This is a genomic window from Chitinophaga sp. XS-30, assembly GCF_008086345.1.
In the GTDB taxonomy this organism is placed as follows: Bacteria; Bacteroidota; Bacteroidia; order Chitinophagales; family Chitinophagaceae; genus Chitinophaga.
On sequence record NZ_CP043006.1, the window covers coordinates 5,858,883 to 5,880,185 of the forward strand.

Below are 21,303 nucleotides of genomic sequence, written 5' to 3' on the forward strand. Positions count from 1 at the left end.
TTCAGGCAATTTTTACTAAAAAAAGCGGGGAATACGGGTTATTTCGGCGCACGCATATACAGCCACAGCGCAAGCAGGCCGAACAGGAAATTCGGTATCCAGGCAGCCAGGAGCGGGTTCAGGTTCGCTTTGGTGGCAAATACGGTGGAAAACTGCATAAAGAGGATATAGGAGGCGCTGATCACGATCCCTATAGCCAGGTGCAGCCCGCTTCCACCTCTCACCTTCCGGCTGGAAATAATGGCCCCGATCAGCACCAGTATCACCACGGCAACGGCAGCAGAGGTACGGCGGTATTTTTCCACATAATAGACGCTGAGCCCTTCCGCGCCGCGCAGCTCTTCCCTTTCCAGGTAATGGTTCAGCTCGGAGGCGGTCATGGTTTCCTGCCGGTTCTTTTCCTCGATCAGTTCAGAAGGCAGCAGGGGTATTTTAATGATGGTATCCGCTTTGGAGGTAAGGTTTTCCTTTAGCCCGTCAATTGTCCGCTCCGTAATATATTCCAGCTTCCAGGAGCCGGACACGGAGTCCCAGGCTACTCTTTCCGCCCGGAGCTTGTAATCCACCTGCTGCCGGTCTATGCGCTGCAGGGTAAAATCGGAGCCTGTTTTGTAATTGGGATCGTAGTAACCGAAGGTGATATAGCTTACACTATCTATACGGAGCGTTTTGTCCCGCAACGCTTCAGCTGTTTTAGGGGTGCTGACGTATTTATTCTCGAAGGAGGTACGGATGCGGTTGGCTACTGGCACCACCCACTGGTTCGCCGCCCAAAGAATGGAGGCGAACAGTATGGCGCCCATCCAATACGGCCGCAGGAACCGCCGGAAACTCACCCCGCTGCTCAGAATGGCGATGATCTCCGTTTTATAGGCCAGCTTGGAAGTAAAGAAAATAACAGAAATGAAAATGAACAGCGGGAAAAGCAATGCTGCGATATGCGGGATAAAGCCGATATAATAATTGGTGAACACGAACCAGAACGAAAGGTCATGCGTCATGAAATCATCGATCTTTTCCGTGATGTCTATCACTACCGAGATCACCAGCAGGATCATCAGCGAGTAGATGAATGTGCCGACGAACTTGCGAAATATATACCAGTCGATCTTCTTCATAATAATTTAAACGGACGGGCTTTAATTGCCAAAGCTAACATTCCTGCAGCATCAAATATGCAATATTATTGTATGGTGTGCAATTTTTAACATTGTGTTGCTATAACCTTGTTTTCAGCTGCGGGACCATATTCCGCTTCCAGGCTTCGTAAGTGCCCTGCAGTATCTGTTCGCGCGCCACTTTCACCAGGTCCAGATAAAAACAAAGGTTGTGGATGCTGGCCAGGGTCAGGGCAAGGAACTCACCGGCCACAAAAAGATGGCGCAGGTAAGCCTTTGAATAATTCCGGCTGGCGTTGCAGGGATTCATTTCATCGATGGGGGAAAAATCCGTTGCCCATTTTTTATTCCGGATGTTGATCACACCGTTCCAGGTGAACAGCATGCCGTTACGGCCGTTGCGGGTGGGCATTACACAGTCGAACATATCAATGCCCAGGCCGATGTTCTCCAGGATGTTCCAGGGGGTGCCTACGCCCATCAGGTAGCGGGGTTTTTCTTTTGGCAGGATGGCGGTTACCAGTCCGCACATCTCATACATATCCGCTTCCGGCTCCCCTACGCTGAGGCCTCCGATGGCATTACCCGCGCAGTTGCGGGAGGCGATGGCTTCGGCGGAGAGTTTTCTCAGGTCCGGGAAGGTGCTGCCCTGCACAATGGGGAAAAGCGTTTGTTCATACCCGTAGGCGGGAGCGGTTTCGTTCAGCCGTTTGATACAACGGTCCAGCCACCGGTGCGTCAGTTCCATGCTCTTTTTGGCATAGCGGTATTCGCTGGGATAAGGGGGGCATTCGTCGAATGCCATGATAATATCCGCCCCGATGGTCCGCTGGATGTCCATCACATTCTCGGGGGTGAACAGATGCCGGCTGCCGTCAATATGGCTCTGGAACACTACGCCTTCTTCCTTTATCTTCCTGTTGGCGGCCAGGGAAAATACCTGGTAGCCCCCGCTGTCGGTCAATATAGGGCGTTCCCAGCCATTGAAGCCGTGGAGGCCGCCGGCTTCGCGCAGCACGTCCATACCGGGGCGCAGATAAAGATGATAGGTATTCCCCAGGATGATCTGTGCATTGATATCCTCGCGCAGCTGCTCCTGGGTAATGGCCTTTACGCTGCCCACGGTGCCTACGGGCATGAAAATGGGCGTTTGTATGCTGCCGTGGGCGGTGGTGATCACACCGGCCCTGGCCCCGGAGGGGTCTGTGGTAATCAGGTCGAAATTCAAGGTTGCCGATTTTTCAGGGGGCAAAGGTATTGAATATTGAGGAGGGTTAGCTCGTTTCAAAAAGCCAAAAAAATTAGCAATAATTTCATTTTTAGAAATTATATTTTACATTTGTAGATATTGTTTGATTAATTCCAATTAACTTTTACTTTTAATGGTAATAATAAGTAGAAAAGCGCTCAGCGACTTTTCAGAAGACCAACCGGAATCATCAGACGCTTTATTGGCATGGTTTAGAAAAACATGTGAAGCAGACTGGAGCCGTTTTAGCGATGTAAAAGAAACCTTTAACAGCGTTGATTATGTAGGTAACGATCTTTATGTTTTCGATATAAGAGGAAACAGGTATCGTCTGATCGCGAGGATCATTTTCAGTGTGCGGACAGTTTTTATCCGGTGGATAGGAACGCATGCCGACTATGACAGATTAAAAATAGAACGATTGTAGCTTGAGTATATAATATTAGACATTGAGTGGAGGTATTCCCGGCCTGACCTTATAACCACCGGGCCCTATTTGTACATGGGTGACGTGTACATAAATCGTTAATGTTATGCAAACAAAAATAAAAGGTTCCCGGCTTTTCATTTCTTCCGTGAAAGAATATGACACGGTCATGCATCAGATCGACAGGCTGATGAAGAAGGGTGAAAGCAATTTAACCAACGCCGATATCAAAGAATTACAGAAATTCATCGATGCCGTTAAAAAATTTGAAGATGAACATTATTCCTTACCCAAACCGCAAACGCTTTTAGGCATGCTGGAGCTGAAAATGTTCGAAATGAAAATGAATCAAAAGGAAATGGCTGTTTTCCTCGGGATTGCTGCGTCCAAGTTTTCTCAAATTCTGAATAAGAAAAGAAATCCGGATATTGAATTTCTGAAAATAATCTATATAAAACTGAAAATTGACCCAAAATTCATCCTGGACCATATTTAACCCGCTCATTTTTGATACAGGCATTAATTTTTCCACAACCTTACATAGATATTTAAAAACATATATTTTTGTCCCTTATGTCAGATAACCTGGGGACTATCGTTTTTTACTGTTTCGCCGCAGCTGCGGGCATACAGACGCTTTATTACCTGTTCTTCTTTTCAAGAGTGGCTTTCTATAACCGGAAGTTCGAAGAGGAACATCCTCCCGAAGAACAGCTTTCCGTTGTCATTTGCGCGAAGAACGAGGAACGCAGTCTTCCCAAAAACCTGCCGACGGTTTTGCAGCAGCGTTATCATCATCAGCAGCAGCCTTCTTATGAAGTGATCGTGGTGAATGACAATTCGGAGGATGACTCCAAATATTACCTAGCCTCTATTGAAAAGGGGTATTCCCACTACCGGCATATCGAGATCAAGCAGCCGGCGCAGTTCATCCCCGGCAAGAAATATCCTTTGTCCATCGGGATCAAAGGGGCGCAGTACGATACTGTGGTGCTGACGGATGCGGATTGCAAGCCGGGCAGCATTTACTGGCTGTCCATGATGTCCCAGGGCTTCGAGAACGGCAGGGAGATCGTGCTGGGTTATGGTCCGTATTACAAGCGGCCCGGCTTTCTGAACAAGGTGATCCGGTATGAGACGTATTTTTCCGCACTGCAATACCTGTCCTTCGCCATGTCCGGCATTCCCTACATGGGTGTGGGACGGAACCTGGCTTACCGCAAGGAGCTGTTCTTCCGGCATAAGGGATTCACGGCGCACCAGAACCTGGCTTCGGGGGATGACGACCTGTTCGTGAACCGGGCGGCCAACGGCGGCAATGTGGGCGTGGTCATCAACAAGCTGGCCTTTACCTACTCGGAGCCGAAGACGCGCTGGAAATACTGGTTCGCCCAAAAGACCCGCCACATGTCTACCGGCAAACATTACAAGTTCGGGCATAAACTGCTGCTGGGCCTCTTTTCCCTTTCCCATTTCCTGTTCTATCCGGCGCTGGTGGCAGCGCTGTTCTATCCGCCCATGCTGATGCTCACCCTGTACATCCTCGGCGGCAAGATACTGATACAGTCCGCGATCACCTTCCTGGCGCTCAGGAAGCTGGACGAGAAGGACCTGTTCTGGTACAGCGGGCTGATGGATATCCTCATGTTCTTATATTATATTATCTTCACGCCCGCATTGTTCTTCAACAAAGGAAGGAGCAAGTGGAAATAAAGCAATGGAGGTTTTACTAAAATATTTCAGCGATTTTACACCGAAGCAGCTGGACCAGTTCCGGTCGCTCGAACCGCTGTACCGGGAATGGAACGACAAGATCAATGTCATATCCCGCAAGGATATCGACGCCCTGTATGAGAAACATGTGCTGCATTCCCTGGCGATAGCCGCGGTAACGGAACTGCCGGACGGCCTGCAGGTGCTGGACCTGGGCACGGGCGGAGGGTTCCCCGGTATTCCGCTGGCTATCTTCTTCCCTGAAGTACAGTTCCACCTGGTGGACTCCATCGGCAAAAAGATCAAAGTGGTGGAGGCGGTTGCCGAAGGACTGAACCTGGGGAACGTGACCACAGCGCATTCCCGTGCAGAGGAGATCAGGAACCGTAAATTCGACCTGGTGGTTTCCCGTGCTGTTGCCCCACTGAAAGACCTCTGGCACTGGAGCAAGCCCCTGCTCAAAAAAGGCGCTCCGGCAGACCGGCCATCCGGGTTGATCTGCCTCAAAGGCGGCGACCTGGACCTGGAGATATCCGAGAGCGGATGCCGCCCCCGGATGGTGAATATCCATAAGATATTTCCGGAAGAATACTTCCAGGAGAAGTTTGTTGTAGCCGTAAAATAACCCGTACTTTCATTTGTCCATATACGCTTTACGGGTCAGATGAAGCCTTCGGTGATTGTAATGGTCATGCGGGCTTTATATGCCATTCCTGTTGAGGCTGAGGTTTTTAGCGGCAAAAAACGCGGTTTCGCCAAAAATATCCCGCAACTTTACAATATGCTCATCACTGGTTCGTCTACCTAATTAAGATGAACGAGTGGCTTTCCATACAAAAATCCATGGCAGCAGCGGAACAAAACGAACGCATCAGGCAGACGGTGGAAAAGGAACGCAAACGGCTCCTCCATTTCATCCGGAAACGGGTGGATAATGTGGCCGATGCGGAAGACATCCTCCAGGATGTACTGTTCCAGTTCACCCAGTATCTTCGCCTGGGCACGGATATCGACTCGCTTACCGGCTGGCTCTTTGCCGTGACACGCAACCGTATCACTGACTGGTTCCGCAAAAAACGGGAAGACCGGTTCTCGGACACGGTCATGCATTCCGCGGAAGGTGACGGTCCCCTGTATCTGGCCGACATCCTGCCGGACACCTCGGCCCAGGCGGACGAGCCGCTGGTGCGGAAGATCATGGCTGAAGCCATCATGGAAGCCACGGAAGAACTCCCGGAAAATCAACGTTATGTGTTCCTGCAGCACGAAGTGGAAGGGCGCTCCTTTAAAGAGATCGCAGCGGAAACCGGCATACCGGTAAATACCCTGCTCTCCCGCAAACGCTACGCCGTGCTCTTCCTCCGGGAAAGGCTCTCGCAAATGTACCAGGACCTGTTGAACAATTAAAACGATGAGATGCGAATCCCATCTGACCCGAAAAAATAAACATGAACAGATGAGATGCAAATCCCATCTGACCCGAAAAAAATAAATAATAACAGATGAAAAAGAAACGTATTGTCTGGAAAGTCTTTGGCATCCTTATGATGGTGGCGCTATTCGCCTTCATCCTGGGCTTCGGCACCATGATGCTTTGGAACTGGCTGGTACCCGAGCTTTTCGCCGGGCCGGTGATCACTTTCTGGCAGGCGCTTGGACTGCTGCTGCTCTGCAAGCTGCTGCTCGGCTTCCCCCACAAGCACAAAGAAGGCGGATGGGCGGAAAAAAAGAAAAAATGGCGGCAACACTGGGAGTCCAGAATGAGCGATATGACCCCGGAAGAAAAAGAACGCATGAAAGACCATTTTTCCCGTTGCGTTGGCGGACGCTGGGGATGGAAATCCCCCGGGGAAGAAGAACTCACAGACGATAAAAAGGAAGGAGAACAGCCTAAAATTTAACCTTTTGCAACCTGACTTTATGCTTTACCCAAACCCAAGTGCAATGATCGGCATATTCAAAACCAATATCGGCACCTACCATGAACGGAACCTTGTTATCAGGGCAATTTGCAATAACTTTGACGTAAGCTCCTGCAATGTGGATATTGAAGATTGCGACAAAGTACTGCGCGTCGTAGATATGAAAGTGGATGAACACCTCATCATCAGCTTTGTAAAACAACAGGGGTTCCATTGCGAAGTGCTCGAATGACCTTTCACCTTCCAACTGAAAAACCTTATGAACAAAACAACCATCAAATCTATCCTGGTTGAAAGCTTTACCGGCTTCACCAATTTCACCGATACCCTCTCAGATCACCGTTTCATGGTCTCCCCTGAAGGAAAATGGTCCGCAGGGCAGCAGCTGGACCATCTCATCCGCAGCGTAAAACCCGTCAATACCGTCCTGGGGTTCCCCCGCATATTCCTTCGTTTCTTCGGCAAACCGGCCCTCCCCTCCCGTTCTTACGAACAGGTTGAAGATATGTACAAACTCGCGCTGGAGAAAGGGCGTGCCACAACCCGGCCTTATATTCCGCCGGTAACATCGGCCGCACAACGCCACGTACTGCAGCTACAGTTCCATCAGCAGAAAGACCGCCTGCTGTTGCAGCTCGGTCAATGGGCGGAAAATGACCTGGATAAATACCAGGTATCCCATCCCCTGACGGGCAAACTGACCATCCGTGAGCTGCTGTATTTCACCGCCTGCCACAATCAGCATCATCTGCAGCTCCTTCAGCAACGGGAGCAGAAAGACCTGCCCTGGGCAGTGCAGCTGGAAAGGGCATTGTCCTGATGCAGTAGCCCCCGCAAAAACACCGCAAAGGCGCTCATCATCATGGCAGTCGCTGATTCCCCCATCCGGTCAAAAAAACTGAGGGCGTTTTGCTGATATGATCACAAAACGCCCTCAGTTTATCCGGGAAATACGTGCAAAGCCTACCGGCTCTCCGCCCTGTTATCCCCCCGGTTGATATCCGCCATTCGCTTGCCGGGATCTATCTCCACACTTTTCAGTTCAGACAGGGGAATATCCAGTGTAACCGTGTACGTTGGATGCGTCCACTTCCAGCCGTCATGCACCACAAATTTCATGGAGGGGTCTTCCTGCTGTTTGCCGCCGAACATGAGCGTCAGCGGGATGTAATGCATTTCCTTGCTGCCGTTGCCCAGTTCCACCACCAGGTCTACCGGCATGGGAAATTCTCCCGTCCTGCGCAGCCGTACCACCGCTTTGCCGTTGTCGTTCTGGTAAACGCTGTCCAGCGAATAATCGATATGCTTGGTGGTGTTCATCATGTATTGCAGGTACCAATCCAGCTGCAAGCCGCTTTCCTTTTCCATTACCCGGATGAAATCATGCGCATCGGGATGTTTGAAACGCCAGTCGCGGTAATACCGCAACAGTCCCGCATCCCGTTGTTTCACACCGATCACGTACCCCAGCTGTTCGAGGAATACGGCGCCTTTGGAATAGGAGCTGGTGCCGTATGCGTAGTTGGTGCTGTAGTGGTCCGCATGCGTGCTCATGGGTTCCTCATACCCGCTTCTGACCAGCGAGAAATACGAGTTGTAGGCTTTTGCCAGATGCCATTGGCCTTTCAGAGAATCCACCGTATTGCCGATCGTATTGTCTTCTGCAAATGTGGTGAAGCCTTCATCCATCCAGGGGTAGAGGCTTTCGTTTGTAGCCAGCATGCCCTGGTACCAGCTGTGCATCCATTCATGAATGGATACGCCGTATAGACCGCGCATATTGCCGTTACCCATGATGAGCGTGGCCATGGGATATTCCATGCCGCCATCGCCACCCTGGATGAAGGAATATTGTTTGTAAGGATAGGGACCGAAGTGTTTTTTGATGTAGTCGTAAGCTGCGGGGATCATTTCCGCCAGCTGCGGCCAGGTTTGCCTGGTGGTATCATTTTCCTGGTAGAAGAAATGTGCCGTGAAGCCGTCTATCTGTTTTTTGATGTGTTTGTAATCCGGGTCCGCGGCCCATACGAAATCATGTACGTTGGGCGCGAGGAAGCGCCAGGTGAGGGTGCTGCCCTGTGGGCGGACTACTTTGGCGCCATCCTGTTCATAGCCGTAGCCGATGGTATTCGGGTTTTGCAGATAACCGGTACCGGCCAGCACATATTTTTTATCGATGGTAATACTCACGTCAAAATCCCCCCAGACGCCGTAGAACTCGCGGGCAATGTAAGGGGTGGGATGCCAGCCCTCACGGTCATATTCACAAAGCTTGGGATACCATTGCGCCATGGAGTAGTCAATACCTTCCTTGTTGTTGCGGCCGCTGCGACGGATCTGCTGCGGCACCTGCGCTTCAAATGCCATATCGAACACCACCCTGCTCCTGGGCAGAATGGGCCGGTCCAGCTCCACAACGAGGATCGTTTCCTCCGTGCGGTATGCCTGCTGGCGGCCATCCATTTTCAGGGAGCTGATCTTCTGATAACCGATCTCGTCCGGCTGCAGTGCTGAAATGCGGTCCCTGACACGGGCGTCCCAGTCGTACCGCATATTTCCTTTTGCGTCTCTTCCCAAGGCTATTTTTCCCAGCTCCTGGCTGCGCACATCCATCATACTGCCCGGCTGAAAGGCATTCCAGTATAAGTGATAGTACACCCGGAACAGGGTGTCCGGCGAATTATTCGTGTATTCCAGCCGTTGTGTGCCCGTAAAGCGGTGCGCCTGCACATCCATGCGGATATCCATCTTGTACTTTACCCGTTGCTGCCAGCGGTCCGGCTGGGCGGTTGCAACTGTTGCTCCCAGCAGCAACAGCATGGCCGGGAATATTGATTTTCTCATATTCAGATCATTGGTAAAGGGCGAAAATAGTGAATTTACCGGCTAATTTCCATCCATCAGACGGATCATATCATCCACCCAGGAGGGGTCATCGTGCAGGTATTTCTGGCGGATGGGATGCTGCAGATCAAGGCTCTGCAATGCTTTCCAGGCACGACTATGGTTATCTTCCGCTTTTTTCCGGTCCCGGACCATCCGTTCATAGCTTTCATGCTGCGGGATGATGCCTTGCCCCATCAATGCGGAGAAATATTTTTCTGTCAGCGCCTTCAATTGCCGGAGGTACGCCTGAAAAAAGGCTTCCCTTGGCAGCCCTTGTACGGCCTGCTGCATCTGCCTGTCCCAGTTTGCGTATGCGGCTTTGTCCGCCATAAAAACCCATTCCTTTACATTGATGTAGTGGTCGCCGGCCTTCAGGGAGGCATTTAGGGTATCGTCCAGCATGGTGAGCGCAACCTCCGTATGTGCGTTCTCCAATACAACGCCTTCCTCATCTTCCTCCAATACGGTAAAATGATAGCGCTGGATGATATCCCGCCAGATAACCCTCACATCGTCCGGAAATGAAGCATAACCTCTGCGCATGTGTTATTTTTTATACGTTTTTGTTGCCGGATCGTAAGTATAACCGTTTTGTTCGAGTATCTGCACTTCCTTGCCAAAACCGGTACGTTTGCGTATGGTATTGGCCGGAGGATCAAGATACACCCAGTCTCCCGTCCGCTTGTCCCGCTCAAATATAAATATCTCCCGCGTGGGATCCGTGGCTACGTAGAATATATCGTCCCGGCGGATCGCTTCTTCGAGCCAGGGGCGGTTATATTTATCAAAGAAAGAGCCCGGTTCATAGAACCCTTCGCCTACGTTCAGCACATTGAACCCGCCTTTGCGCGCACCGAAATCCGCATTCTTGAGATTACCGAAGTTATCGAACAGCTGCGGCATGTCTGTGTACTGCTTTTTACCGTCCTTCATGGTGAAAGAGCCGAGGATGGTGGTGGTCTTGTCCGGATGCGCCACAATGCTTGCCTTGCTGGAGAATGTACCGGCGAGTGGTACGTTCGGGTCTTTCAGGCCGAAGTAGCGTTGCAGTTTTTCCACGGCAGGTCCCATATCCTTCATCGGGTCATTTACCAGTGTTTTGGTATATGGACCGGGATAGAGGCGGCCTTCATCGAGATAGAACCCGAGAATGCGGCCGGACTGGGCATCACCCAGCAAGAGGCGGCCCTGGGTCGTATCGTATTTGATATAGTATTCGCCGGCATATACCTGGTCGTACATATTGGGACCGGTCTCGTTCCAGAAATCCTTTGCCGAGCTGACCGCTTTGGAACCTTTATGAATGATGAGGCCGGGAATCGCATCGATATTCGTCCAACTCACTTCTATGGAGTGCGGCACGCCGGGGTCCAGTTTTACGGGCGGTCTTTCGAGAATGGAGCGGTTGACCTGTTTCTCTTTTGTTTCCGGGTAGAAGGTAAGCTCTCTGCCATCCGGGGTCTTTACTTTCAGCATCCCATCCTGGTCCGGCCCGGTCACATTATCTTTCCCGTAGTAGTCGGTAATATCTTTTACGGCATTGCTGCCGGGCTTGTAGGCTACCTTGTCACCTGCGAACTCGTTCTGGCGGAAGCCGACCTTCTGCTGGAATTCCATCAGTTTGATCTTTTCCAGCGCAGCTTCGGCCAGTTTGATCTCGTAATCCACATCACGGTCATACTGCACCTCTTTCAGATCTTTCGCTTCTTTTACTTCCCCGAGAATGGAAATATATTTTTCGAGCAGCCGGCGCTGTTCGCCGATGTGCTTCAGTTTACGGCTGTTGGGCATATCCTTCGCCATGATTTCCGCGAGGCTCCTTTGCGAGGCCGTAATATCCGTTCTCAGTGTGGTGATCTTTTTGTTGATGATGCCCACCCGAACGGAAAGCCCTTTGGTGTACATGGACTGGGTAAGGCCTCTGGCCAGTACGCCGCCGGCTTCAATGGCTGCCAGTGTGATCAGTTGCTCATAGATGAACAGCGGTATCTCTTTACCTTCCGGCAATCCCTGGCCGGTGACCACGCGGCGGGCCAGGCTATAGCCGATGAAAGCGCCGCCCGTAGCAGATATCCGCCAAACGGCCCCGGCGTTCTTCATCACGCGGCCTATGCCACTGAAGATGCCGGCCATGGCCAGGTTCTCCAGGAAGGTCAGTCCCAATTCCCCTGCGCCATAGTAATCCTTGCCGCTGCCCAATGCCCCGCCCGGCCCAATGCCCGCCGCGCCCAGCGCCTGGCTGAAAGCCTCGCCCATCACGGTCATCGACAATGCGGAAACGGCAATGGAAGTACCCACAAAAGCCGCCGTTCCTTCCGTGAAGAAAACCGCTGCCACCCCTGCGCCAATGCCGCCGGAAACGATCACGATCGCCGCCGTAACAAGCGCCATGGCCGTAATGGCTGCAATGGCCATCACCGTACCCGCATTGGCGCTATGGGCTACGGAGTTGGCATAGATCTGTTCATACAAACCGGAATAGTCGGTAGCCGTGCCGGAGAGAGCGGTCGGGAAGATGCCGGAAGTCTGATCGTTATGGGGGAAAGTTTCTGCTTTCAGTGCGGTAAACCCGAATTGCCTGTAGATCTGTTCCCTGATCACATTCCCGAAATCGCCGTCTATCAGCAAAGCATCCAGCTGGCCTTTGCTGATCTGGTCTTTGGCGGTGGACAATTCTTTGGTAACTGTTTTGAGGCCGGAGCGGAGGGGCTCCATGCCCACTGTTTTCACCTGCAGGCCAAAGGCGATCTGGTATGCAGTTTCTTTATCCGCCAGCACCTTGCGGAAATATTCCTTCTTCGCCTCTTCTACGCCCAGCATCGTCAGTGTTTCGGTCTGGTCTTTCGCGCTCATTTCGGGGAAGCGGATGATGAGGGAGCGGAAGGCATCTTCATCATTTTCGAGGGTGGAAAGCCCGGCATGCGCCTGTGTGATGATATCCAGTGCGAGGTGATTGCCGGCGTTCAGCAGTTTGTTCATCACGATCAGGCGGAGCGAGCTTTGCAGATGTTTCCGGTCCTTTGCCGTATCCCGGAAATCCGTATCGTTCACCACACCTTTGTCCAGCTGCGCTTCTATGTACTGCAGTATTTTCAAGCCGCCGGGGGAGTGATAAATGTGATGCATCAGCGGTGTGGCGCCCGGGTCGCTGGATGGCGCTGTGGCGGATTTGACGGTAACATCCCGGTCGTAATAATCCAGGTTCTTCATGTACTTCTGCTTCCCTTCAATGTACTCCGCGTTGATGGTATGGTACTCGCCGGTGCCTTTTACATACAGCGCCACAAAGGTGCCGTCCGGCACTTTCACGATGTCTTTGAGCCTTTCGGGGAATTCCACTTTGTCGTCTATTTCATTCCACAGCTGCATGGCCTCATCATGCGGGAGCGGCTTGCGCGCATAGAACCCGCTGTTCGCCATCCGGTAAATGATCGCTTCTCCCCGGGGAGCGCCTCTTCTGCCCCTGGCTGCCGCGTCAGGATCTACGTAATAGAGGTTATCCACCACATCCTGCAAAGGCACTTCCTTGCCGTTCAGGAATATCTTTTCCGCTTTCACCTTGTTGGGGATCGCCCGCCAGTCCATATCCCTGCTGTCCTGATCGTTCAGCCGCAGTTCATTGACGATATTGAACAGGTCCATCTGTGTCAACTCGTAGGTGTGATATTTCCCGTCGGGAGATTGAACCGTTATGCCATCGCGTTTGCGCAGGTTATTGCGGACGTGGGTCTCTGCTTCTTCGAGGGTCTTTGTTTCCTTGTCTTTCAGTTTCCTGCTATTGTCCTGCAATGCAATGGCGGCATAAGGCACATGGGCGAGCATCAGGCGGATAGCGGCGCTGTATTGCTGGGCCGGCGGAATATCGAGGCCCACCAGCTCGGGTGCATATTTACCGATGAGGTCGTTAAGCGCAGTAACTTTCTGATCGTGGATAGGATCGGCGCTGTCGGGGTCCTGCCCGGGATAAGTATGATTGAAGAGGAAAGAGATCGATGAATTGGCGACCGGGTGGTTGAGTACTTCCTGCAGAATGGCATGTACACCCAGCTTTGAAATGCTGAAAGATTTTGGCAGATCGGTATCTGCGATCATGACGACGTTTGCGCGTACCTTGTTGCGGGTAACGATGGATATCCTGCGGTTGACCCTCAGCACGATGCCTTTCCCTTTTGCGGTGGGAGCGGATGGTTGTCCGATGGGGCCTTCGGTTTCGCCTTCCTTTGGCGGAGTACCTGTCCATCCCTTTTCTTCATAGTAATCCGGCTGCTCGGGTATCGGTTCTCCTTCTATGACAAACCCTTCTTCCGGCCCCCTGATACTGATACCGCCCTGGTCGCTTTGCGGACTGCCGGGTACGTTCGGCGGCAGGAATTCCGCGGCTACATCCGCCGGAATATTGAGCAATTCGACTTTTATGAATCCGGATACCAGCGTACCGGGATAAAGATGGTCTACCCACACCATTTTGTAGGTGTGCTCCATGATCACAGCATTCTTCCACACCTGAAGGGAGGTTTCCTGGTCCGGCGGTTCGGGCGCCCGTTGAATGCGCTGGATGTTATTGCCGTTCTGCTGCACCACATGCGTCAGCTCGTGTGCCAGCAGATGGCGGCCTCCGGAAGAGCCGGGATCGAATTTGCCGGCATTGAAATAGATATCGCTGCCGTGGGTGAAAGCCTGTGCATTCAGGCCCGAGGAGAGCCTTGCCGCTTCTCCGTCCGTATGCAGCCGCACGTCCTCAAAGCTGCGGCCGAAACGGCTTTCCATAAAATCTTTGGTATCACCGGAAAGCGATGCGCCTTTCCCTTTGCCTTGTGTAATGGCAGCGGATGCGGCGTTGCTTACCACCGGTTCCCCATCCCCGCTACCCTGCAGGAACACGGCGCCTTCGTCCGAACCTTCTTCCTCCCGCTGTAATTTTTCGTCTTCTGCTTCGCAATGTTCGCAGGCCCGTTGAATGGGTGGCACGGCGGGTTTAAAAAAAACAGGTTCGGCCGGTGCGCGCATCACGGTGTCAGCCACCTGGTCCGCTTCCCGTTCAAAGGGATCGCCGGGATTGTTTACGGTAAGCTTTGCCTGCACGAAGGGCGGAAAAAAGAAAGCCTGCCCGGCATCCGGAACGGAAGCGGTGGTTCCGGAAACATGCTTTGGGCTGGCGGTTCCGGGTTTCGGGGTAGTGTGTGGCTGTTTGCTCAAAACGGTTGCTCAGATCATGGGACAGTAACGCCCTGTGTTGTTACGGGTGCATCCAGCATCCAGTTCCCTTTGTCCATTTCCCGCAGAAATGTTTTGGTGCGGTAAACGGTGGGATGGAGCACTTTCCTGGAATGTGTGGCCAGCCAGTGCTGCCTTGTTTTCGTGTATGCCTTTATCCAGGCTTTCTCATCCCCTCCGCGCAATGGCGTACGTTCCGGAAAGCGTACACGCAGGAATGCGGGAATGGAGCCGGAATGGATATAGCTGTCATAGATGACCAGCAGGCTTAACGGCAATGCGAACTGTTCCGCATTGAAAAAATGCAGCGCCGGCTGAAAATAGAGTATCTCGAATGTGTCGTCCTGCGCTTGCCGCATCAGCGGGTCTTCTCTGGCGCTTTTCTTCAGGAGGTCTTTGAACGGTTTATTGTCTACCAGCGGTACGGCGCCTACCTTGGGGATATAGGGCATAAAATCGGCGGCAAACATGCCATTCATGGCCACATAGCGTTCCAGCAGATTACGCAGGTTCCCCTGCTCTGTGGTCTGGCTGCGACCATAGGTGATCTGGCGGCTGCCATTCCTGCCATCGGGGAATATGACCAGCGCATCGTATTTTCCATCCGGCGTGCCGGTTTCGAATACGTTGATAATACGGATGATCTTGGTTTTAATGCCGGGAGTGATCATAACAGAATATATTGAGGGGTAAAAAGATCATTTTCCTTCTTTCTCCAGTTCCCGCCGCACGCCTTTGAGAATGTCCGCCTGGGACACTTCCAGGTTGTTCCGCTCCAGCGCGTTCAGGCAGATGTACTGTACGATGTTCATCACATGCGACCCGGTCAGCTCGTATGCCGCGGCAATGGCTTCCATATCCACATCCGGCAGCATCCTCAACTCGGAGGGGAATGACTGCTGCAGCAACAGCAATCGCTCGGCGGGCCGTGGTGGCGGAAAATAAATGATGGAACTGAAACGCCGGATAAACGCATCGTCCATATTATTCCTGAAATTGGATGCCAGAATAGTAAGCCCTGCATGCATTTCTATCCTTTGCAGCAGATAGGAAACCTCCTGGTTCGCGTATTTGTCATGCGCATCCCTTACACCGGTGCGCTTCCCGAAAACGGCATCTGCTTCATCGAAGAACAATATCCAGTTCTTATGCTCCGCTTTATCAAAAAGGGAGGCGAGGTTTTTTTCCGTTTCCCCGATGTATTTGGAAATGATCATGGAGAGATCTACCCTGAATACTTCGCGGCCGGTGTATTTCCCCAGCAGGGTGGCGGTAAGCGTTTTGCCGGTACCGGGAGGGCCGTAGAACAGTACCCTGTAGCCGGGTTTCAGCTTCCTGCCCATACCCCATTCTTTCATCAGGGTATCATGATGGCTGATCCAGCTTTTCAGCTCATGCACCTGCCGCCATACGGCCTCCGGCAATACCAGGTCTTCCCAGTCCATTTGCGTGGTGATGTGCTCCGCCGGAAAACTGATGCCGGCTTTGGGCAATCCTACTTTACCGGTGGTGAATACTTCCGCATATTCTGCATCCAGCAGCAGGCGGCCACTCAGGAAGGGTTCACCTGTACGCACGGGCTCCAGCGACAGGATGCGATGCCGGAATAAAAAACTGGCATCGCTGAAGAGCGTCAACAGCGACAGCCTTTTTTGTACATCGGCGCCTGCGAGCAGGAAGAGCGCTGTTTCCCCGGTGGGCAATGTTCCGCGTTGATGTTGCCCCTTGATACCGCCAAACTCCGGCAGTTCGCCGCCCTGCGGCAGGAACTGCTGCATGATGTTGTCATAGAAACCGGTCATGATGTGAGGGGCCAGCGTTGCCAGCAGCACGATCATCTCCTCATGTGAAGGCACGGAATGCCGTGCAAACCGCGCAAATGGCGATTCATCATGCGGCTCCGGGGGCGGGAGTCCTTGTGATACCATGGCCTCGTTCTGCAGGTGCATGGCGAGACGGCCGGCCACAAAATCCCTGAAATAATCCAGGGCGGTGACCAGGTAGCTGTCCGTCAGCCCATTGCCATTGTGCTTTATCGATCTGTTGGTCCGTGTTGTTTCCATTATGCTGCTATTTATGCTACCGCTGTTCCATCACGCGCCGGCATGGGAAAATCTCCCAGCGGCGCTACCCGTTGCCGCAGCCCTGCGCAATATTCAGGGCTTACGCCATTCCCCTGGCAGGCAGCGAGCGTGCCGTGCGCCACATCATGCCCTACCGTTCCGCTTGAAATATGCCAAAGCTCATGCGCCAGCGCATTACAATTCGTATTGGGATTATCCCGCTGATTTGCGGCGATCACGGCATAGGTACGCCCGGTGTAGGTGGCATCAAAACGACTGTCTACCGTTACACCGCCGCCGGAATCCGCAACATTATCCACTACAAGAATGGGAATGCCCCTGCTCCCGTTAAAGGTATTGCCTTCGCCCAGCGCCTGCGCTTCTTCGAGATAATTCCAGTTACCGCCGCCATGATCATCCAGGAATGTAAAATCCCCGCCGCCGGGCAGCATCGTCCAGTTAAACTCGCATTTCAGCCGCAGGCAGCAATTGTTCAGGATCGTTCTCGCGCCGTTGATCTGCTGCCGCAGCCATCGCATGGTTGCCCGTGTAGCGCGCCTTCTGAAATAAAAGGTCACCCAGAAATCACGGATACCGCCATCACAACTGTCGCAGCCGCCATCATGACAATCCCGCTGCACGGCATGCGAGGAAGCGCCCTGTTGCACAACATGCGTCAGCTCATGCGCCAGCAGCTGTTTACCGCCCTCGGAATGCGGCGCGTACTGGTTGTCATTGAAATAGATATCACTGCCGGTAGTAAAGGCTTTGGCATTCAGGTCCCGGCTCAGTTGCACCGCACCGGGATCGGTATGTACACGCACATTGCTGAAATCCGCGCCGATGCGTTGCTCCATGAAATTCCTGGTGTCCTTCGGGAGAGATTGCCCAAGCCCTTTACGGGCATGAATGGATTGCTCCACGGAAGGATGCAGGGCGCCGCCGCCATCACCTGCCTTTCTGCTCACCGGCGTCAGGTTGTCCGATAAAGGCTTGCGTTGTGCCTGCTCTTCTTCCTTCTCGCAAGCTGCGCATTTTCTCTGCACCGTTGTTTCCGGCATGCGCATCACCCTGTCCGCAACGGCATCCGCTTCCCGCTCATGTGCATCGCCCGGATGATTGACGGACAGCTTTGGCTGCACCATGGTATGCGCACCAAAGAAGCTCCCGGTATGCGCCGGGGTTTTTATTTTATCCGATAACAGGTTCGTGGTATGCATACAAAACTGTTTTAAACATGATCGCTATCTTCCTCCGCCTTCTACATCAAACTGGAAATTAACGCCGAGCAAATGGGTATATGGACTGTTGCCCAGTACATCTATCAGGCCTGTATAACCGATTCCCGCGCTGAACCCGCTCCATCTTGCGCCTACTGTTGCGCTGAGCGGAATGTTCAGGGATGCGGGGCGGCCGGGGTCCTCCGGATCAAACAACAGGCCGGTGCCGATATCCACATACAACGGGTGCGCCAGGCGGTTAAGGCTGAAGTCCACTGCAGGGCCGAACATAAAGTTGCCATCGCCGGTATTGAACAGCATTTCGAATCCAAGGCGCGGCGTGACCAGTCCCGCTATATCCGCATCACCAAGCCTTCTGCTCAAACGGAGATCGATGATGAAGTCGGGATCTTCCTGCAAGGTCAGTCCTCCTGTAACGCCAAGCTGCGCGACCGGGTTCACCAGTGCGCGGGAAGAAAATCCTTCCGGGTGGTACTGGCATCCCTCGATCTGATTACTGATGAGGTCCGCAAAAGGCTGGTAATGACGGGGGCGGACGTCATCTCCCGAATGCATGATGGATGTGGTATCGCTATGCCCGAAACCCATCGCGGCCCAGCCGATGTATTCATCGGTGATGCCCAGTGTATGGCCGAACTCATGCGCTATCCGCTGCTGTGTTGTGGCCCCCAGGTTCACCGGCGTATCATGCGTGTCCGCAAGCGTCACCGTGCGCAAAGGCTGGTTTGTAAAACCTGAAGTTGCCGAATGCTCCACATTTACATCATAGCCATGACGGTCATTGCGCGCTTCATTAAAGTTATGCAGGTCAACATTCACATCCACACCTGCGGCGTGGCAGGGGCAGGAAGGGCTGTCGGGTTTCAGCTTATGCTTGTGCGACCAGACGCCCTCCACCTGGCTTTCCGCGGCGGCCATGTATGCCGTTTGCTGCGCTGCGTTCATGGAAGACGGGAACTGGTAAAACCAGTTCTGATCATAATTCAGTGTACAGGCCGCATCATCGAACTGAAAACGGCCGGCATGATCATTCCCGCTATGCACAGTCCGCTGCACAACATTCGCCGGAGCCTTGCCGAAGAAAGCTTCGCTTCCTTCATGCACATGCGGGAAGAAGCTGCCGCTCCTGGGGCGACAGCTGCTTTCCGCGGTTGTGTTTCTATGTACGGCCTGTTCCATTCAGATCATTTCTTCTTTTTCCTGGCAGCCAGCCAGATCAGCAACAGTATCAGCAAGAGGATGAGCCAGATGGTCCATGCCGGCAGGCCGAGAGATTCCAGCCAGGCCTTTATTTTATCGATGAAAGAACCGGACTTCCCGGCGTCTTCCAGCTTTCCGGTATGCACCTCCTGCCCGGCCAATGTGAGCGTGGTAGATTCGGAAACGCTGCCGGAGAAGGTGATCACGTAGCTGCCATCCTGGTTATCCACCACCTTGTCGATCTTGATCGCGGAATTGCTGACCGTGAATGCATCCCCGTAGCCCGGGCCCACCAGGTAGTCCTTGTATTTGGTGACCGGTTTGATGGTCATGATCAGTATGCCATTATCGATACTGGTGGTAATGGAGGATTTGGCGGGGTCTACACCGGCAAAGGTGGTATAAAAGCTTTCTTCATGAAAACGTTCAATGGTACCGCCAGCGGAATCCACCGCCTTGATGCGGAACAGGAGGTTGTAGGTACCGGATACGGTCAGCCCGTTGAATGTGCCTTCATACTTTCCGTTTTCCTTGTGCGTGAGCGGGAATGTATTCTCTGACTTCGTTAGCAACAGATTACGGAAAACGCTGTCGCTGGCCAGCAGCTGATCGAATTTCTGCTGCCCCGGTGATCCTGCATCCTGTGCATCGGAAAGTTTTGCTACAAAAGGATTGGTGCCGAGCAGGTGGCCGAGGTCTTCTCCCGGCCTGCGTACCAGCACATCTACAGTAGCGTTCTTGATCGGATGGCCCAGCCAGTCGAGTTGCATGGTCACGGGATATTGGTCCTGCACTTTGGGAGCAGGGTTGCCCAGCGTCCTGTTCATATGGAAGTAGTGGTCATCCGCCAGCGAGGTCAGTTTTACCTGGCTGATCTTTACCACGGAATCGGACATGAACACTTCCCATTTCCCTTCCGGAGTAAGCGGTACGTCCACATCTCCACCGAAAGAATACGTGAGCAGCAAGCTGTTGGTATAATTCCCTGCAAAACTGGGTTTCGCTCTGAAGGTAACGTTTGCTCCATTGTATAATACCCTTATCTGATAAAGGGTTTGCACCAGCTGTGGTATCTCGAATTTCCTGTCGTATGTAAATTCCAGCAGCAGTTTTTCCACGCGGTTGTTCAGCGGGAATTCCTGCAGCTTCTGCATGCCGCCGCCGGGATTGATCTTCGTGATATTACGGGAGATCAGCTGCGGGCTGGAACCGGCAAGAATAGATGTCAGCGCGGCATCAAATGCGGCATCCAGGTCATTGCCTGTTTCCGTATGGTTGTATGTGCCGCCGGTATGCCCGGCAAGATTCTGCAGCATCTGGTTCGTTGCGCCGGGAGCGTGCAGCCCGATAGTGAACATTTTGATATTGCCTGGTGCACCATTGCCGGGGATGGGTGTGGCGCCGATGTTCTGTCCGTTGTTGCTGACCATCGGGGTCTGGTTCTGCTGCCCATCTGTGAATACGAGAATGCTGCGGCCTTTGTTGGGATCGGAGAGTTTTGTCTGCGATACTTCAATGCCTCTGCCGAGATTGGTGAGCCCGGTGGGATTGTTGGCCAGCAGATCGGTTGTGACCGTGCCGGGCAATGCGGGCGTAACGGTTGTGAGGCCGTTGCAGCAAGCGGAAGCGGGCACCACATCCGTGTCAAAATACGTAAGGGTCAGCTGATCGGATGGCCGGTTCAGCGCCTGATATTTGTTCACAAAACTGGCCACGGCATTTTTCAATGCTTCCCAGCGCGTTGTAGCACCGAGCATCGCTCCCATACTTCCGGAGCGATCCAGCACCAATGCTACCTGCAGGTCCCTGCTGATGCGCACTTCAATTTCACGGTTCCTTGTTTGTGACAGATCCTCGTTTGTAACGATGAGTGTAAAGGAGAAAGTGCCTGTTTCCGTTGGTGTACCGGTAATATTCACGGTTGCGGCGCTGGAAATGGGGGCGCCGGGGTCCGCGGGCAATTCCACGGTAAGTCCTTTCACGGTAAACCCTCTGGCTGTTTCCACGAAGCCCGGCACAGCGAAAGGCTTGGAGGCGTAGTCCCACAAAACTGTAGCTGTGGCGCCCTGCACACCGACCGTTCTGGGGGTGCCAGGCGGAATCAACACACCAAAAGGCAGGTCAAACGCATAGGGGCCTTCTGCTGCATTGATATTGATCAGGGCCTGCGCCCTGGACAACAGCGGGGAAGAAAGGATGATCAGGAACAATATTGCCGGCCTGATCTTTTGAAGAAAACATTTGACTTTGATCTTCATGATATTTGTTTT

General features: G+C 52.9%; 19 protein-coding genes. 9 read left to right on the forward strand and 10 right to left on the reverse strand.

Translation table 11 applies throughout. From position 1 onward, the window contains the following. Positions 1 to 38 precede the first annotated feature (38 nt). Both FW415_RS23560 and tgt read right to left on the reverse strand, forming a co-directional pair. Positions 39 to 1,118: an LptF/LptG family permease gene (locus FW415_RS23560; protein ID WP_148389557.1), complete on the reverse strand. Its 1,080-nt coding sequence runs from the start codon at positions 1,116 to 1,118 to the stop codon at positions 39 to 41. A 100-nt stretch (positions 1,119 to 1,218) separates the two neighbouring features. Next, positions 1,219 to 2,346, reverse strand: a complete 1,128-nt coding sequence (gene tgt / locus FW415_RS23565; RefSeq protein ID WP_148389558.1) for a tRNA guanosine(34) transglycosylase Tgt — start codon at positions 2,344 to 2,346, stop codon at positions 1,219 to 1,221. Between the two features lie 154 nt (positions 2,347 to 2,500). On the opposite strand from tgt, the gene FW415_RS23570 reads away from it, so the two are divergent. From FW415_RS23570 to FW415_RS23605, 9 genes are all read left to right on the forward strand, one after another. Then, positions 2,501 to 2,794, forward strand: coding sequence for a type II toxin-antitoxin system HigB family toxin (locus tag FW415_RS23570; protein ID WP_148389559.1), 294 nt, complete (start codon positions 2,501 to 2,503; stop codon positions 2,792 to 2,794). 169 nt (positions 2,795 to 2,963) lie between these two features. After that, positions 2,964 to 3,290, forward strand: a complete 327-nt coding sequence (locus tag FW415_RS23575) for a helix-turn-helix transcriptional regulator (protein ID WP_210420780.1) — start codon at positions 2,964 to 2,966, stop codon at positions 3,288 to 3,290. 77 nt (positions 3,291 to 3,367) lie between these two features. After that, positions 3,368 to 4,507 (forward strand): glycosyltransferase, encoded by a 1,140-nt coding sequence (locus tag FW415_RS23580; protein WP_148389561.1) that lies wholly within the window; start codon positions 3,368 to 3,370, stop codon positions 4,505 to 4,507. Between the two features lie 4 nt (positions 4,508 to 4,511). Next, positions 4,512 to 5,132: a 16S rRNA (guanine(527)-N(7))-methyltransferase RsmG gene (rsmG, locus tag FW415_RS23585; RefSeq protein WP_148389562.1), complete on the forward strand. Its 621-nt coding sequence runs from the start codon at positions 4,512 to 4,514 to the stop codon at positions 5,130 to 5,132. A 39-nt stretch (positions 5,133 to 5,171) separates the two neighbouring features. Continuing rightward, positions 5,172 to 5,315 carry a hypothetical protein gene (locus FW415_RS25090; RefSeq protein WP_168208958.1) on the forward strand — a complete coding sequence of 48 codons (144 nt, stop codon included), beginning with the start codon at positions 5,172 to 5,174 and terminating at the stop codon, positions 5,313 to 5,315. Positions 5,316 to 5,320: 5 nt separating this feature from the next. Continuing rightward, positions 5,321 to 5,914 carry an RNA polymerase sigma factor gene (locus FW415_RS23590; protein WP_246858847.1) on the forward strand — a complete coding sequence of 198 codons (594 nt, stop codon included), beginning with the start codon at positions 5,321 to 5,323 and terminating at the stop codon, positions 5,912 to 5,914. 95 nt (positions 5,915 to 6,009) lie between these two features. Beyond that, positions 6,010 to 6,408, forward strand: coding sequence for a hypothetical protein (locus FW415_RS23595; RefSeq protein ID WP_210420781.1), 399 nt, complete (start codon positions 6,010 to 6,012; stop codon positions 6,406 to 6,408). A 43-nt stretch (positions 6,409 to 6,451) separates the two neighbouring features. After that, positions 6,452 to 6,661, forward strand: coding sequence for a hypothetical protein (locus FW415_RS23600; RefSeq protein WP_148389563.1), 210 nt, complete (start codon positions 6,452 to 6,454; stop codon positions 6,659 to 6,661). Between the two features lie 27 nt (positions 6,662 to 6,688). Beyond that, entirely contained in the window at positions 6,689 to 7,249 is a 561-nt protein-coding gene (locus tag FW415_RS23605) for a DinB family protein (RefSeq protein WP_148389564.1), read from the forward strand. 143 nt (positions 7,250 to 7,392) lie between these two features. Here the strand turns inward: FW415_RS23605 and FW415_RS23610 are convergent, their stop codons facing one another. From FW415_RS23610 to FW415_RS23645, 8 genes are read right to left on the reverse strand one after another with little or no spacing between them, the layout of a single operon-like run. Beyond that, positions 7,393 to 9,273 carry a M1 family metallopeptidase gene (locus tag FW415_RS23610; RefSeq protein ID WP_148389565.1) on the reverse strand — a complete coding sequence of 627 codons (1,881 nt, stop codon included), beginning with the start codon at positions 9,271 to 9,273 and terminating at the stop codon, positions 7,393 to 7,395. A 42-nt stretch (positions 9,274 to 9,315) separates the two neighbouring features. Beyond that, the gene (locus tag FW415_RS23615) at positions 9,316 to 9,858 is read right to left on the reverse strand and encodes a hypothetical protein (protein ID WP_148389566.1); all 543 of its coding nucleotides are present in this window, start codon (positions 9,856 to 9,858) and stop codon (positions 9,316 to 9,318) included. A 3-nt stretch (positions 9,859 to 9,861) separates the two neighbouring features. Next, the gene (locus FW415_RS23620; protein ID WP_210420782.1) at positions 9,862 to 14,511 is read right to left on the reverse strand and encodes a DUF4157 domain-containing protein; all 4,650 of its coding nucleotides are present in this window, start codon (positions 14,509 to 14,511) and stop codon (positions 9,862 to 9,864) included. 14 nt (positions 14,512 to 14,525) lie between these two features. Further along, positions 14,526 to 15,200 (reverse strand): chitosanase, encoded by a 675-nt coding sequence (locus FW415_RS23625; protein ID WP_148389567.1) that lies wholly within the window; start codon positions 15,198 to 15,200, stop codon positions 14,526 to 14,528. A gap of 27 nt (positions 15,201 to 15,227) precedes the next feature. Further along, positions 15,228 to 16,592 (reverse strand): ATP-binding protein, encoded by a 1,365-nt coding sequence (locus tag FW415_RS23630; RefSeq protein WP_210420783.1) that lies wholly within the window; start codon positions 16,590 to 16,592, stop codon positions 15,228 to 15,230. A gap of 11 nt (positions 16,593 to 16,603) precedes the next feature. Continuing rightward, positions 16,604 to 17,812: a DUF4157 domain-containing protein gene (locus FW415_RS23635; protein WP_148389568.1), complete on the reverse strand. Its 1,209-nt coding sequence runs from the start codon at positions 17,810 to 17,812 to the stop codon at positions 16,604 to 16,606. 24 nt (positions 17,813 to 17,836) lie between these two features. Next, the gene (locus FW415_RS23640; protein ID WP_148389569.1) at positions 17,837 to 19,012 is read right to left on the reverse strand and encodes a hypothetical protein; all 1,176 of its coding nucleotides are present in this window, start codon (positions 19,010 to 19,012) and stop codon (positions 17,837 to 17,839) included. 5 nt (positions 19,013 to 19,017) lie between these two features. Beyond that, positions 19,018 to 21,291: a VWA domain-containing protein gene (locus tag FW415_RS23645; RefSeq protein ID WP_148389570.1), complete on the reverse strand. Its 2,274-nt coding sequence runs from the start codon at positions 21,289 to 21,291 to the stop codon at positions 19,018 to 19,020. Between the last annotated feature and the right edge of the window lie 12 nt (positions 21,292 to 21,303).